The 14,271-nt window shown below is 66.4% G+C and carries 11 protein-coding genes; 1 reads left to right on the forward strand and 10 read right to left on the reverse strand.

Annotated features, from left to right (window positions below; all coding sequences use genetic code 11):
* Positions 1–36 precede the first annotated feature (36 nt).
* The 6 genes from CFB47_RS28235 to CFB47_RS28260 all read right to left on the reverse strand — a co-directional run bounded on the left by CFB47_RS28235 (position 37) and on the right by CFB47_RS28260 (position 7,842).
* Complete coding sequence (locus tag CFB47_RS28235; protein WP_089443025.1) at positions 37–996, reverse strand: glycosyltransferase family 2 protein; 960 nt, start codon at positions 994–996, stop codon at positions 37–39.
* Between the two features lie 64 nt (positions 997–1,060).
* Positions 1,061–3,286, reverse strand: a complete 2,226-nt coding sequence (locus CFB47_RS28240) for a polysaccharide biosynthesis tyrosine autokinase (RefSeq protein ID WP_089462965.1) — start codon at positions 3,284–3,286, stop codon at positions 1,061–1,063.
* Between the two features lie 50 nt (positions 3,287–3,336).
* Positions 3,337–4,515 (reverse strand): polysaccharide biosynthesis/export family protein, encoded by a 1,179-nt coding sequence (locus CFB47_RS28245; RefSeq protein WP_069251045.1) that lies wholly within the window; start codon positions 4,513–4,515, stop codon positions 3,337–3,339.
* Positions 4,509–4,952, reverse strand: a complete 444-nt coding sequence (locus tag CFB47_RS28250; protein WP_039345287.1) for a low molecular weight protein-tyrosine-phosphatase — start codon at positions 4,950–4,952, stop codon at positions 4,509–4,511. The genes CFB47_RS28245 and CFB47_RS28250 overlap by 7 nt, the downstream gene beginning before the upstream one ends.
* A 30-nt stretch (positions 4,953–4,982) precedes the next feature.
* Complete coding sequence (locus tag CFB47_RS28255; RefSeq protein WP_089462966.1) at positions 4,983–6,395, reverse strand: UDP-glucose/GDP-mannose dehydrogenase family protein; 1,413 nt, start codon at positions 6,393–6,395, stop codon at positions 4,983–4,985.
* A gap of 73 nt (positions 6,396–6,468) precedes the next feature.
* Positions 6,469–7,842, reverse strand: a complete 1,374-nt coding sequence (locus CFB47_RS28260) for an undecaprenyl-phosphate glucose phosphotransferase (RefSeq protein ID WP_069252876.1) — start codon at positions 7,840–7,842, stop codon at positions 6,469–6,471.
* A 428-nt stretch (positions 7,843–8,270) separates the two neighbouring features.
* Here CFB47_RS28260 and CFB47_RS28265 point away from each other — a divergent pair, with 428 nt between their 5' ends.
* Positions 8,271–9,797 carry a mannose-1-phosphate guanylyltransferase/mannose-6-phosphate isomerase gene (locus CFB47_RS28265; protein WP_089443028.1) on the forward strand — a complete coding sequence of 509 codons (1,527 nt, stop codon included), beginning with the start codon at positions 8,271–8,273 and terminating at the stop codon, positions 9,795–9,797.
* Positions 9,798–9,920: 123 nt separating this feature from the next.
* Here CFB47_RS28265 and CFB47_RS28270 read toward each other — a convergent pair whose 3' ends face one another.
* The 4 genes from CFB47_RS28270 to CFB47_RS28285 form a co-directional block, all read right to left on the reverse strand.
* A complete protein-coding gene (locus CFB47_RS28270) occupies positions 9,921–10,862 on the reverse strand; it encodes a transposase (RefSeq protein ID WP_089462967.1) in 942 nt (313 codons plus the stop codon).
* 744 nt (positions 10,863–11,606) lie between these two features.
* A complete protein-coding gene (locus CFB47_RS28275; protein WP_089457786.1) occupies positions 11,607–12,188 on the reverse strand; it encodes a DUF3501 family protein in 582 nt (193 codons plus the stop codon).
* Between the two features lie 31 nt (positions 12,189–12,219).
* Positions 12,220–13,557: a heterodisulfide reductase-related iron-sulfur binding cluster gene (locus tag CFB47_RS28280; RefSeq protein ID WP_089462968.1), complete on the reverse strand. Its 1,338-nt coding sequence runs from the start codon at positions 13,555–13,557 to the stop codon at positions 12,220–12,222.
* 123 nt (positions 13,558–13,680) lie between these two features.
* Positions 13,681–14,103 carry a rubrerythrin family protein gene (locus CFB47_RS28285; protein ID WP_027791020.1) on the reverse strand — a complete coding sequence of 141 codons (423 nt, stop codon included), beginning with the start codon at positions 14,101–14,103 and terminating at the stop codon, positions 13,681–13,683.
* Positions 14,104–14,271: the final 168 nt, after the last annotated feature.

Raw genomic sequence — 14,271 nt, forward strand, 5'->3', positions numbered from 1 at the left:
CTCCGTGGGGGGTCGCGCGCGACGCGCGCAGACCGTTCAAGACGTCACCGGCGGCATCGCCGCACGATGGGGGGCAAGGTTCGCGCGGCGGGCGTCGCGCGCGCCGCGGCGCACCGCGCGCCAGTGCTCGCGGATCCGCTCGCGCTGCGCCGTATGCAGGGACAGCAGCACGTGCGCGAGGCCCGGGTAGACGCGCGTGCCGACCAGCGTCCACCACCACCACGCGAGCTCGCGCCGGACCGGCGGCAGATGCTCGCGCAGGATCAGGTGCATGTTGTACGCGCCGTTGCTGATCGCGTTCAGCGACGCGGCATCGCGCCGGTCGTCGTCGAAGCGCTCGGCCGGGAAATGATCGACCGCGATCGCCGGGTCGTAGACGAGCTTCCAGCCGTCTCGCTGCACGCGCATGCTGAAACCCATGTCGTTGTGCACCTGCGCGCCGGCGCCGCGCAGCCGCGTGTCGAAGCGCAGCCGCTCGATCGCGGCGCGGCGGTAGCTCATGTTCGCGCCTTTCAGCATGTCGACTTCGCGCGGGCCGCCGACGCCCAGATGATGGTTGCCGACGATCTTGCCGGACAACGTGAGCTGGCCGACAAGCTCGCGCGATTCGTCGAGCACGCGGCCCTTCTCGTGCACCCAGTCGCGCCCGCCGACCGCGCCCACGCGCGGATCGGCCTCGAACACCGCCTCGACGCGCGCGAGCCAGTCGGGATGCGGCGCCGCGTCGTCGTCGGTGATCGCGACGATGTCGCCGTTCGCCGAGTCGAGCCCCTTGTTCAGCGCGGCGACCTGGCCCGGCACCTCGACCGGCACGATGCGCAGCGGCAGCGCGCCGCCAACCGCCGGATCGGCGAGCCGTTCGTGCGTCGCGTCATCCTCCGGGCGCGCGACGACGATCACCTCGTCGGGCAGCCGATGCTGCCGCTGCAGCGCCAGCAGGCAGCGCGCGAGGTCGGCGGGACGCCGATAGGTCGGAACGAGCACGGAAATTTTCATCGTTGATTCTCCTGTCGGCCGGGCAGGCAACACGCGCTGCCCGCCCGGTTACGTGCGATGCGGATCAGGCGCTCAGGTATTCATGCACGGCCGCATAGCCGCGGCCGTAGCCGCGCGCCTTCGGCGGCACGCCGTTGAAGATCCCGCCTTCCAGGTCGACGCCCGCGGTGCGCAGGCGCTTGATCGCGTCGGCGATCTCGCCTTCGGTATGCATGCCCGAGCGCAGCACGAGGAACGTCGAGCCGGCCATGCGGCCGATGATGGTCGCGTCGGTCACTGCCAGCACCGGCGGCGAGTCGATCAGCACGACGTCGTAGCGCTTGCCGAGCCCCTCGAGGTATTGCGGCAGGCGCGACGACATCAGCAGCTCCGACGGGTTCGGCGGGCGCGTGCCGGCCGAGATGAACGACAGGCCCTGCACCGGCGTTTCGCGTACGGCGTCCTCGAGCGCCGACTGGTCGCTCAGCAGCTCGGACAGGCCCGGCTGCGACGTGAGGCCGAAGTAGCGGTCGAGCAGGCCGCGACGCATGTCGGCGTCGATCAGCAGCACGCGCTTGCCCGAATGCGCGAGCAGCACCGCGAGGTTGACCGTCAGAAAGCTCTTGCCGATGCCCGGCGTCGGGCCCGTCAGCACGATCACGCGGTTCTTCGCATCCATCATCGCGAACTGCATCGCGGTGCGCAGGCTGCGCAGGCTCTCGACGCTGAGATCCTTCGGACGCAGGCTCGCGAGGATCGGCCGGGTACGGCTGCCGCTCTTCTCGGCCTGCGCGTCGAGCTTCACCTGTTCGGCGCTTTGCGGCACCAGCCCGTACAGCGGCAGGTTGAACGCGCGCTCGATGCGGTCGGGATCCTCGATGCCCTGGAACATGTTGCGGCGCAGGAACACGACGCCGGTGCCGAGGATCAGCCCGAGGAACACGGCGGCCGACAGGATCAGCACCTTCTTCGGCTTGACCGGATCGCCCGGACGCAGCGCCGAATCGACGAGGTGGATGTTGCCGCCCGTGCCGGCCTTCTGCACCGACAGCTCCTGCACGCGGTTCAGCAGCAGCACGTAGATGTCCTCGGCCACCTTCGCGTCACGCTGCAGCTGGACGGCCTTCACTTCGGTGGCCGGCAGGCTGCGGAAGCGGTTGCTGAACTTGTCCTTCTCGCCCTGCAGCTCGGCGAGCTGCTGCTTCGCGGCGATCACCATCGGGTGCGAATCGGTGAAGCGCTGCGCGAGCGACGCGAGCTGCAGGCGCTGCGCGGCGATCTGCTGCTCGTACTGCACGCTGCCCTCGAGGTAGACCTTCGCCTCGTCGCTCGCGTTGATGGAGCCCGACGTGCGCTGGTACTGCGTCAGCGCGGCTTCCGCGCGTTCGAGGTCGGCTTTCAGGCGCGGCTCCTCGCCCTTCAGGAAGTCGAGCATCTTGGTCGCTTCGGCCTGCTTCGCGACCACGTGCTGGTTCAGGTACGACTGCGCGAGCGCGTTCGCGATCGCGGCGGTCTGGTCCGGGTCCTTGCCTTCGAGCGAGATCTGCACGACGCCCGTCTGCTTGCCCTGCTCGGTCACCTGGATGCCGGCCTGGAAGCCGGTGATCGCGTCGAGATCGTTGTAGCGGACCACGGTGAACTGCGTGCCGGGGCGTGCGACGAGCTTCGACACGAGCAGCGTCACGCCGCCGCCCTGCGCCGATTCGCCGACGTGGCCCGACAGCAGCCGCATGCCGTTCGGGTCGACGATCGAATAGGTGCCGTTCGGGCCGGCCGTCAGCGTCAGCTTCTTGCCTTCGAGCGCGGGCACGACGTTGATCGAATCGACGTCGGCCACTTCACCGCCCCATGCGTACGACTTCAGGCCGAGCCACGGCTTCGCCGGCTGGCCCGGCGTCGCGATGCGCGCGGCGAGGCTGCCGATCACCGGCAGCGTCTTCGGCACGACCGAGAAGTTCAGCTTGAACTGCTCGACCACCGGCGCGACCACGCCGCGGCTCTTGATGATCTCGATTTCCGCGTCGGTCGGCGCCTGCTGCGGGCCGCTGTTGATCATCGCGCCCGTCTGTGTCTGCGTGAGCGCCTGCGACGTGTTGTCGTTGCCCTCGACCCGCACGTGCACGTCGGCCTGGTAGACCGGCTTCGCGATGTAGCAGTAGAGGCCGGCGAGCGCGACGACCGTGACCGCGATGCCGAGCAGCAGCCAGATGTCGTCCATGATCACCTGGAGCAACTGGCCGAGGACGACGTCCTCTTCCTCGGTTTTGGCGGACAGATCCGCGTAGGAGTGTTTCGCTTGCGTGTTCACCATTCGTTCCCGCTTGAGTGGTGCCGGGGCGGAGGCGCCGCCCCGGCGGGCTATCAGCGCGTGATTTGCCGCATGTAGAAGATCGTCTGGATCGTCGGCAGCACCTGCTGCAGCACACGGTTGAACTGCACCGAGCTGGCCGTGCTGACGTAGACGACGTCGAGCGGTTGAAGCGGGAAGCGGCTCGACAGCATCAGCGCATCCGGCTGCGTCATGTCGAGGCGGAACACTTCAGGCTTCGTCGGGTTGTCGCGCATCCCGCGCATCACGTAGATCTTGCGCGGGTTCGCGTCGGTGTCGAGGATCCCGCCGCCTGCCGTCAGCGCATCGGCGATGGTCAACTTGCCCTTGAGCATCGGCACCGTGACCGGCGTCTTGACCTCGCCCATGATGAACACGCGGCTATCGCTGCGATCCGGCACGTTGACGATGTCGCCGGGCTGCAGCATCACGTTCTGCTTCACCTCGCCGCGATCGAGCACGCCGTTCGCGTCGAGCGTGTAGAGCTTGCCGTCGCGCGTCAGGCGCACGCGCTGCAGGTCGGCCTCGTTGGTCGAGCCGCCGGAGCGCGAGATCGCGTCGACGAGCGTCAGCGGCACGTCGCTCACCGCGAGCGGGCCCGGCTGCTTCACCTCGCCCGTCACCTGCACCTTCTGGCTGCGGAACGACAGCACGCGCACGTCGAGCTGCGGATTCTTCACGTAGCGCGACAGCGTGGTGGCCATCTGCTCGCGGATCTGCGCGACCGTCTTGCCGGCCACCTTGATACGGCCGACGAACGGGAAGAAGATCGTGCCGTCCGAGGCCACCGTCTGGCCGTACGGATCGGCCTGGCCCGGCAGCGCGGTCGTATACGGCTGCTGCAACGCGCCCGCGACCGACTGCGTCGTGTTGCCGCCGCTCGAGAACGACTGGCCCTGCGGCGTCGTCAGCTCGGGGTGGTCCCACACGGTGACGCCGAGGATGTCCTGCGGGCCGACGCGGTACACGTACTCCGACGGATCGGTATAACGTCCGGGCGGCAGCGGATGGTCCACCTGCGCTTTCTGCAGCTGGTCCATCACCACTTTGGCGTCGATGTAATGAACCGGATAGGTTTCGGCCGCTTGCTGCCGGCCTTCGTCCTTCAGGTTCGACGAGTCGAGGTAGTTGCCGGGCGCGGTTGCACAGGCTGACAGGAAAGTCGTCAGCGCGACGGCAAGCGCCACCGGGCGCATCGGGCGTTTCAGCATAGTTTCTGTAGCCATCCTTGAACCAGACGTTCGATCAGTGAGTAGCTCTCGCGGTAATCGGCCTCGGGGCCGCCGTGCGGGTCGGCAATCTCGGCCCCTTCCCACTTGCCGAGCAGGTGGACCTTGCCGCGCGCGAACGGATCGACCGATTCGACGGCCGCAATCTGTCCGCGCTCGCTGACGAGAATCAGGTCGGCGTCGCGCACGATCCGGCGCGACAGCCGCCGCGAGCGGTGGGTCGTCGCATCGACGCCCCGCTCGGCGAGCAGCTGACGCATCACCGGATCGATGCCGTCGCCGTCGTTCGCATGCACGCCCGCCGAGTGGAACGTCGGGCGCGGGCCGCCGCGCGACGCGGCGTGCGACTTGAACAGCAGTTCCGCTGCCGGGCTGCGGCAGACGTTCGCGTGGCAGACGATCAGGATGTTCCGGAACATGGCGTCTCGTAACGAGTGACGGGAAACGGGTTACGCGCTCGCGGGCGCGGTGCCCGGCACACGGGCGGCGACGGCCTGGCGCGAGCCCGGCCGGCCGATCGGGTGGTATTCGATGCCCTGCTCGCTCATCGTCTCCGGCTCGTACAGGTTGCGGCCGTCGAAGATCACGGGCGTCTTCCACAAGCGGCCGAGCGCGACGAAGTCGGGGCTCTTGAAGATCTTCCATTCGGTGACGATCACGAGCGCGTCGGCATCGCGCGCGGCCTGCGCCTCGTCGTCGACGAAGCTCAGGCGCTCGAGCCAGCTCGGGTGACCGGCGAGATCGAGCGCAATCACGCGGCGCGCTTCCTCCTGTGCGACCGGGTCGTACGCGGCGATGCGCGCCCCGCGCGACAGCAGCTCGGCGATCAGCTCGCGGCTCGGCGCTTCGCGCATGTCGTCGGTGTTCGGCTTGAACGCGAGGCCCCAGATGGCGAACGTGCGGCCGGTCAAATCTTCACCAAAGCGCGCGACGATCTTCTCGGCGAGCACGCGCTTTTGCGTGGCGTTGACCGACGACACCGCCTTCAGGATCTGCAGTGCCTGCCCGTGCTCGTCGGCCGTGCGGATCAGTGCCTCGACGTCCTTCGGGAAGCACGAGCCGCCGTAGCCGCAGCCGGCGTACAGGAAGTGATAGCCGATGCGCGGATCGGAGCCGATCCCGCGGCGCACGGCCTCGATGTCCGCGCCGAAGCGGTCGGCAAGGTTCGCCAGCTCGTTCATGAACGAAATGCGGGTCGCGAGCATCGCGTTCGCCGCGTATTTCGTGAACTCGGCCGAGCGCACGTCCATGTACAGCGTGCGTTCGTGGTTGCGGTTGAACGGCGCGTAGAGCTTCTTCATCAGCTCGCGGGCGCGCTCGCCCGGCACGTCGTCGTCGCAGCCGATCACGATGCGGTCCGGCCGCGTGAAATCGTCCACCGCCGCGCCTTCCTTCAGGAACTCCGGGTTCGACACGACCGAGAACATCTGGTCGCCGCCGCGCTTCGCGAGCTCTTCCGCCACCGCCGCGCGCACGCGCTCGGCCGTGCCGACCGGCACCGTCGACTTGTCGACGATCACCTTGAAGCCGGTCATGTAGCGGCCGATATTGCGTGCGGCCGCGAGCACGTATTGCAGGTCGGCCGAGCCGTCCTCGTCGGGCGGCGTGCCGACCGCGATGAACTGCACGTCGCCGTGCGCGACCGCGGCCTCGATATCGGTCGAGAAGCGCAGGCGGCCCGCCGAGCGGTTGCGCGCGATCACTTCCTTGAGGCCCGGCTCGTGGATCGGCACGCCGCCGTTGTTCAGGATGTCGATCTTTGCCTGGTCGACGTCGAGACAGAACACGTCGTGCCCGATGTCGGCCAGGCATGCGCCGGTGACCAGCCCTACATAACCGCTGCCGATGATAGTCAGATTCATGATGTGTCGGACCTCTTGACCAATGATTCGAAATTCGTAAAACCGGAATGCCTGCGCGGCGCGATCTCGGTGCTCAGTACGCGTTGCTGCCGGTGAAGCCTTTCCAGAGCGTCAGCACGACGATCTTGATGTCGAGCCAGAACGACCAGTTCTGCATGTAGTACAGGTCGAGCTTCACGCGTCCCATCATCTTCTCGATCTGGTCGGTCTCGCCGCGAAAGCCGTTGATCTGCGCCCACCCGGTGATGCCCGGCTTGATCCGGTAGCGGAACATGTAGCCCTTGACCAGATCCTTGTAGATGTCGTCGTGCGCGAGCGCATGCGGGCGCGGGCCGACGACCGACATCTCGCCTTTCAGCACGTTGATGAACTGCGGCAGCTCGTCGAGGCTCGTGCGGCGCAGGAACCGGCCGACCGGCGTCACGCGCGAGTCGTTCTTCTTCGCCTGCGTGACCTGCCCCGCCACTTCCTCGTGCACCTTCATCGAGCGGAACTTGTAGATCTCGAACTCGTGCCCGTCGATGCCCTTGCGCTTCTGGCGAAAGAACACCGGGCCGCGCGACGTCAGCTTGATCAGGCAGGCGATCACCAGCATCACCGGTGCGAGGCCCGTGAGCGCCACCAGCGCGAACGCGCGGTCGAACACGAACTTCGGCAGGATCCGCACGTCGGTGATCGGCGACGCCGCGAGGTTGATCGCCGGCACGCCGAGCACCTCGACCACTTCCTGGTTGAAGAACGACAGCGTGCGCACGTCCGGGATGAAGCGGATATTCACGAAGTCGTGGCGGAACACCGTCACGATCTGGTGAATCCGGCGCTCCTCCGTGATCGGCAGCGTGAGCCACAGCTCGCTGATCGCGCGGCTGCGCACCAGCCACACCAGCGATTCGAACTGCCGCTCGATGCGCACGTCGTCGAGCGCGACTTCGCCGGGCGCTTCGCTCTCGTCGTACACGCACACCGGGTTGAAACCGGCTTCCGGCCGCGCCCGCATCTGGGCGATCAGCCGACGCGCCGCCGGCGTCCCGCCGACGATCGCGACCGCCTTCAGGTTGTAGCCGCCGCGGCGCAGTTGTCGCAGCACGACGTGCACGCAGGCCTTCGAGCCGGCGAGCAGCGCCATCGTCACGAGCGCCCAGTACCCCAACCACAGCCGCGACAGGTCGCCGGACTGGTGAAAGCTGAAGCTCAACAGGATGCCCGCGAGCTCGACCACCAGCCATGCGAACGCGACCCGCCCCACCAGCCCGACGAGACGCTTGCCGCGCCACGACTGATAGATGCCGAAGGCGGGAAAGCACACGACGACGAGCAGGCAATCGAACAGCATCATCGTGCGCTGCAGGTCGTTGAGCCAGATGCTGCCACCGTGCAGCGCGGCGGCGATCAGCGCCCCCGTCACGACCATCGCGATATCGATGACTCTCGCCAGCACGCTCAACATGTCTGCTTCCTCTTTGAACAGGCGTTTGCCGAACAGCTCCTTGTGCGACCCGTGCCGCACATTCGATTCAAACGTTGCATGACGCTATTGAAGCGGTAAGAAATTTTCGCCTCAAGCGTACAAGTATTTCGAAAAATAATCGGAAATTCTTGCCGCGATGTTTTTGAATTAATTCGGCACGTTTTCCCGAAATTCCCAGGAATCGGGAATTTTTCAGAAGCTTTACGATTTCCGCTCGCCCTTTGCGGGCGGTCAAGACCAGCCGATTCACCGATTTATTTTTTATTTTTTTATTTGCATCGGATGCTGGCGCGGAAAATTCTTCCAGATGAATGCATGTCGAATATCCGGCAATGGATCCGGTTTTATTGTCGATTTACTTCATGCTACAACGACAGGCACTGACTTCAACCGTGGAGAGTGTCCTCATGAATGCTCCGGCCGTGGCTGCCGAAACGCGCCATTCTTCTTCCGCCGCACCCGCCGCCGGCACGCGCGTCGCCGTGCAGCCGGTGATTCTCGCCGGCGGGTCCGGCACGCGCTTGTGGCCGATGTCGCGCGAACGTTTTCCGAAACAGCTGATCGGCCTGCTCGGCGAACATTCGCTGCTGCAGTCGACCGCGCTGCGCCTCGATGGCCTGGCGGCCGACCATCCGCTGAACGACGACGTGCTGATCGTGTGCGGCGAGGATCACCGCTTCACCACCGCCGAACAACTGCGCCTGACCGGCAAATCCGCGTCGATCATGCTCGAGCCGATCGGCCGCGACACCGCGCCCGCGCTGACGCTCGCCGCGTTTCGGCTGGTCGCCGGCGGCAACGACGCGGTGATGACCGTGATGCCGGCCGACCATGCGGTCGCCGACCTGCCGCGCTTCCATGCGGCCGTCGCGGCCGGCGTGCACTGCGCGATGCAAGGCAAGATCGCGACGATGGGCATCGTGCCGACGCACGCGGAAACCGGCTACGGCTACATCCGCGTCGGCGCGCCGCTCGGCGACGCCGCCACGGGCGCACTCGACGTGCGCCGCCTCGATCGTTTCGTCGAGAAACCGCACCTCGAACTCGCTCGGCAGTACGTCGCATCGGGCGAGTACTGGTGGAACAGCGGCATCTTCATCGTTCGCGCGTCGGTCTGGCTGAAGGCGATCCGCCAGCTCGAACCGGCGATCTACGCGGCCTGCGAACAGGCCGTCGCCCAGGGCAAGGCCGATGGCGACTTCTTCCGCATCGATCGCGAAGCGTTCGCCGCGTCGCCGTCGAACTCGATCGACTACGCGGTGATGGAGCCGCTCGCGAGCCTGCCGCAACTGTGCGAAAGCGTCGTCGTGCCGCTCGACGCGGGCTGGTCGGACGTCGGCTCGTGGGACGCGATCTGGCAGATCTCGCCGAAGGACGAAGCCGAGAACGTCGGCCGCGGCCACGTGCTGTTCGAAGGCGCGGAGTCGACGTTCGCGCATTCGGAAAGCCGGCTCGTCGCCTGCGTCGGTACGCAGAACCTCGTCGTCGTCGAAACGCCGGACGCCGTGCTCGTCGCGGACAAGTCGCGCGTGCAGGACGTGAAGAAAATCGTCGGGCGCATCAAGGCGCAACGCGGCGCGGAAGCGACCGATCACCGCAAGGTGCATCGCCCGTGGGGCCACTACGACTCGGTCGACATGGGCGAGCGCTTCCAGGTGAAACGCATCGTCGTGAAGCCGGGCGCGCAACTGTCGCTGCAGATGCACCACCACCGCGCCGAACACTGGATCGTCGTCTGCGGCACCGCGCGCATCACGCGCGGCGACGAGACGTTCCTGCTGTCCGAAAACGAATCGACGTACATCCCGCTCGGCGTGTCGCACCGCCTGGAGAACCCGGGCAAGATGCCGCTCGAGCTGATCGAAGTGCAGTCGGGCGCGTATCTCGGCGAGGACGACATCGTCCGCTTCGACGATACCTACGGCCGGCAGTAACGCACGTGCATAGCGAGGCGCCGCTTCGACAGCGGCGCCTCGGGCAAGACAGGCATGGAACGACGGGACTTCCGCGCGGGTGTCGTGGCACACGACGGCCCGCGCGTTTCGACAGGTCGGCGATCAGCCGACGCGGTACACGTACTCGCGGCGCTCCGGCTGCACCGGATCGTTGCGGCTTTCCGACAGCGCGCCCGCATGGCGCTCGGCGATGAAGCGCTGGATGTCCGACTCGGCACGCGCGAGCGCGGACAAGCCGGCCAGCACCTCGCCTTGCGGCTCGCGCGCCGGTTCGTCGCTCGCGCCATGGCGATCGATCCACTGGCGCGCCCAGTCGAGCGCGAACTGCTCGGCTTCCTCGGCATCGGTGAAGCGCGGGCCGATCAGGCCCGAGCGTTCGACGCGCCGGTCGTCCTGCGTAATCTCGGCCCACGCGCGAAACATCAGGTTCTGCACGGGCTGCGCGATGCCGCAGATCGTATAGCCGCGATAGGTGTCGACTTGCGGTTCGGCCGCGGCGAAGCTCGCCGACGACGCATGCGCATGGCGCAGCTCCGCCGACGGCGCACCGGGCACCGCGAACGACCCGGCCGACGGATCGACGACTTCGTCGACCGGCCGCGCGCTCATCGACGCGCCCTCGCCCTCCCAAACGTTTGCGTGAGCGACCGGCAATTGCCACGACTCGGGGTTCTGCCAGAACACGCCGCGCAAGCGATCGTTGTCGGGCACGGGCTCGGCACGGCGCGCGGGCGCGACCGGCACCGGCGGCGGCGGGATATACGCGAACGTGCGCCCGCTGAACTGGGTCAGCACGTCGATCATCTGCAGCAGCGTGCCGGACGCGAGCCACTCCTCGTAGCGGCGACGGCACGTCGGCCCGGACGGATAACGACCGGGCAGCTTCGACCAGGCTTCACCGGTCGTCAGGATCCAGAGCACCGCGTTGGCGACGACGCGTGGTTCGGCTCGTGGACGCCCACGGCGGTTCAGCCGGATGGGTTCATCGGCGATCAGCGTTGAAAGACGAAACCACTCTTCATCGGTAAGCTCATCGAAGAACATAGTAGATCTCTCCACGCAGCCAGGCCGGGGCTGCGATTGGCGGCGCCGTCGCGACACATCGCGTCGCGGGGCGGCCAGGTTGCACATTATGTTTATCCGGAGTTGTGCATGCCGGTGCCGCACCGCACTTTCACGGTGCCGAGATTCCCGGCAATGACGCACAAATCACGGTCTCACTCCAATGTGGGAATTTTTGTGCACGAAGCATACCATCCCTAGGGTTTATCTCAATATGACAATGACTTAATGTTACGCACTGAAACAACCCGCCATGGATGAGTAATGTATTTACGCTTGAATTTTTTTGCGGGATCTTTATGCCCCCGGCTGCAAAGGCCCGTCTGGCGGGGCTCTACGGCGTATGAAGCATGCCTTTTCATGGGCATTTCCGGGCTGCTCCGGCCCCTGCCGGCAACAATCCCGCGCATTGCTGCCGGACATCGGTAAATCAGGGAAAAAAGCGTAACAAGATATTCACGAATCGGTAAATCATTCAAATTCGACCGATTTTAATTATCTCCGTGCACAATCTTTTTATTGTTTCTCTGCGAGTGATGAAAGCACGGTGACGTGCGACGCACATTTTTCGCCGCGCGCAAACTCGTGACGTCTGTTACAACTTCGGGGGCGACGCGCGGGCGATCGCGCCGCATCGGCGGCGGGAATTGTGTTTCGGGTCGGAACGGAAAAAGGGAAATCGGTGGGTGGGCGGTGCCGGACATGCCGGACGTTGCAGCGGACGCGTCAGCGCAGATCGCCGGCCAGCGACGCGGTCACGTCCGCGTCCACGCGCTGCGGCGGCATCGTGTAGGCCGGGTGATCGCACCCGATCGACAGCGCCGCCCCGCCCCTGAGCGCCGCGCGCATCGGCGCGTCGAGCTCGAAGCGCACGAAGTGCACGGCCGACGTCTTCTCGGCGGTGTCGCGGTCGAGATCCTCGTCGGCGATCGCGTAGACGCGCGCGTGCCCGTCGACCTGCAGGTACACACGATCCTCGACACCGATCAGCCGCGCGAGCGCCGCACGCCGTTCGGCCTCGTGCTCGTATTCGATCTGCATCGTCGCCTTCAGGTTCGTGCCGTCGGGCACGAGCGGCAGATACGCGTCCAGCTCCCCTTCGATGCCGGCCTGGTCGAAGATCTTCTCGATGTGCAGCATCTCCTGGATCTGGTAGCGGATCGTCGTCTCGTCCTCGAACAGGAAACGCAGGTGGTTGCCGAGCGCCACCGCGCGGCGGCGCTTGTACGCGACGAGCCGCGCGTGTTCGGCCTTGCGGATCTTCGCGTACGCTTCGAGCGTCAGCAGGGAGTCGCGGGTCAACGTCATGGGAGGTCCTCGTGGGTCGGCCAGCGACGGCTCAGATGCCGTACGCGCGGCGCAGCAGCGTAAGCGGATGCGCGAGCGGCGCGGACGGCAGCCCCTTCTCGTCGATCCCCTGCACGATGTGATGACCGGCCAGCGCGCAGTCCGACGACACGACATCCGGCTGCGGCTCGGCCATCGCCTTGAACACGGGCCCGCCGATCCGCATCGCGTCCGCGTGAAATGCCTTCTTGACGCCGAACGTGCCCGCATGGCCCGAGCAGCGCTCGACGACGTTCACGCGCGTATCGGGCACGAGCGACAGCGCGTCGGCCGTCTTGCGGCCGATGTTCTGCACGCGCGCATGGCACGGCACGTGGTACGACACGGTGCCGAGGCCGGTCTTGAAATCGGTCTTCAGCAGTCCGTCGCGATGCCGCGCGATCACGTATTCGAACGGATCCCAGAATGCGTCGGCCACCGCGCGCACCGCTTCGTCGCCGGGGAACATCAGCGGCAGCTCGCTCTTGTACATCAGCACGCAGCTCGGGATCGCGCCGATCAGCGCATAGCCTTCGCGCGCGTAGCGTTCGAGCACAGGCAGGTTCACGTCCTTTTTCGCGGCCACGCCGGCGAGATTGCCCTGCTCGAGCAGCGGCATCCCGCAGCAGGCTTCGCGCGTGACGAGTTCGTACGGGATGTCGTTGTGCGCGAGGATCGCGAGCAGGTCGTGGCCGATGCCGGGCTCGTTGAAATTCACGTAGCAGGTTGCATAGATCGCCACCTTGCCGGGCGTGCGTTCGCCGTCGCGCACCGGCAAGCCGTCCGACGGCCGCGCCGTGCGCCGGAACTTGCGCGGCGCGAATTCCGGAAGCCACGCGTGGCGATCGACGCCGAGCGTCGCCTCGAGCGCATGGCGCGCGGGCTGCGTGCGGTTCACCGCGTTCACCGCCTGCGTGACGATCGGAATGCCGGCGAAGTAACCCAGCGCATCGGCATTCGACAGCACCTTGTCGCGCAGCGTCGCTTCGCCGCGCTGGTAGCGCGCGGCCTTGCCGCGCAGCATCAGGTGCGGAAAGTCGACGTTCCATGCATGCGGCGGCACGTACGGGCATTTCGTCATGTAACAGAGGTCGCACAGGTAGCACTGGTCGACGACCTTGCCGAACGCGGCCTTCGGCACCTCCTCGATGTCGCCCATCGGCGTGTCGTCGACCAGATCGAACAGCGTCGGAAACGCGCCGCACAACGACACGCAGCGCCGGCATCCGGCACAGATGTCGAACACGCGCGTCATTTCCGCATCGATCGCGGCCTGGTCGTAGAACGCATCGGACTGCCAGTCGAGCGGATGCCGGGTCGGGGCTTCGAGACTGCCTTCCTTGTGGGGCATGGGGCGCTCCATCCAGCGTGGCGCGCATGCGCGCCCGCGCCGCCCGCGCGATGCAGGCAGCGATGAACGAACAGCCGGCCGCTTGCCGGTCGCACGGTCTGCCGTGCGGCCCGCGGCGGCCCGTCAGTCGACGAGACTGTCGAGCGCCTTCGTGTAGCGGTTCGCGTGGCTGCGTTCAGCCTTCGCGAGCGTCTCGAACCAGTTCGCGATTTCGTCGAAGCCTTCGTCGCGCGCGGTCTTCGCCATGCCCGGATACATGTCGGTGTATTCGTGCGTTTCGCCGGCGATCGCCGATTCGAGATTCTGCCGCGACGAACCGAACGGCAAGCCCGTTGCCGGATCGCCGACAGCCTCCAGGTATTCGAGATGGCCGTGCGCATGGCCGGTTTCGCCTTCGGCGGTCGAGCGGAACAGCGCGGCGACGTCGTTCTGGCCTTCGACGTCGGCCTTCGAAGCGAAATACAGATAACGCCGGTTCGCCTGCGATTCGCCTGCGAATGCGGCTTTCAGGTTCTCTTCGGTTTTGCTGCCCTTGAGTTGAGCCATTTGCGCCTCCGTTCGAGTCGGCGCGGCCGCGTGCGGAGCCGGGTCGATCAGGTATGTGGGGAACGATGCGCTTGCCGGGGGCGCACGCATCGTGCTCTTCAATCTAGGCGCTCGCGTTCGCATCCCCCAATAGGCTTTTTCAATCCGGGTGATAGTGCTTGGCGGGGC

The organism is Burkholderia sp. AU27893 (assembly GCF_002223205.1).
GTDB lineage: Bacteria > Pseudomonadota > Gammaproteobacteria > Burkholderiales > Burkholderiaceae > Burkholderia.

Coding starts and splice junctions, on each gene's coding strand:
- CFB47_RS28255 (WP_089462966.1), bottom strand. CDS start 6,395: ATGAATCTGACTATCATCGGCAGCGGTTATGTAGGGCTGGTCACCGGC.
- CFB47_RS28280 (WP_089462968.1), bottom strand. CDS start 13,557: ATGCCCCACAAGGAAGGCAGTCTCGAAGCCCCGACCCGGCATCCGCTC.
- CFB47_RS28275 (WP_089457786.1), bottom strand. CDS start 12,188: ATGACGTTGACCCGCGACTCCCTGCTGACGCTCGAAGCGTACGCGAAG.
- CFB47_RS28285 (WP_027791020.1), bottom strand. CDS start 14,103: ATGGCTCAACTCAAGGGCAGCAAAACCGAAGAGAACCTGAAAGCCGCA.
- CFB47_RS28250 (WP_039345287.1), bottom strand. CDS start 4,952: ATGTTCCGGAACATCCTGATCGTCTGCCACGCGAACGTCTGCCGCAGC.
- CFB47_RS28265 (WP_089443028.1), top strand. CDS start 8,271: ATGAATGCTCCGGCCGTGGCTGCCGAAACGCGCCATTCTTCTTCCGCC.
- CFB47_RS28270 (WP_089462967.1), bottom strand. CDS start 10,862: ATGTTCTTCGATGAGCTTACCGATGAAGAGTGGTTTCGTCTTTCAACG.
- CFB47_RS28240 (WP_089462965.1), bottom strand. CDS start 3,286: ATGGTGAACACGCAAGCGAAACACTCCTACGCGGATCTGTCCGCCAAA.
- CFB47_RS28235 (WP_089443025.1), bottom strand. CDS start 996: ATGAAAATTTCCGTGCTCGTTCCGACCTATCGGCGTCCCGCCGACCTC.
- CFB47_RS28260 (WP_069252876.1), bottom strand. CDS start 7,842: ATGTTGAGCGTGCTGGCGAGAGTCATCGATATCGCGATGGTCGTGACG.
- CFB47_RS28245 (WP_069251045.1), bottom strand. CDS start 4,515: ATGCTGAAACGCCCGATGCGCCCGGTGGCGCTTGCCGTCGCGCTGACG.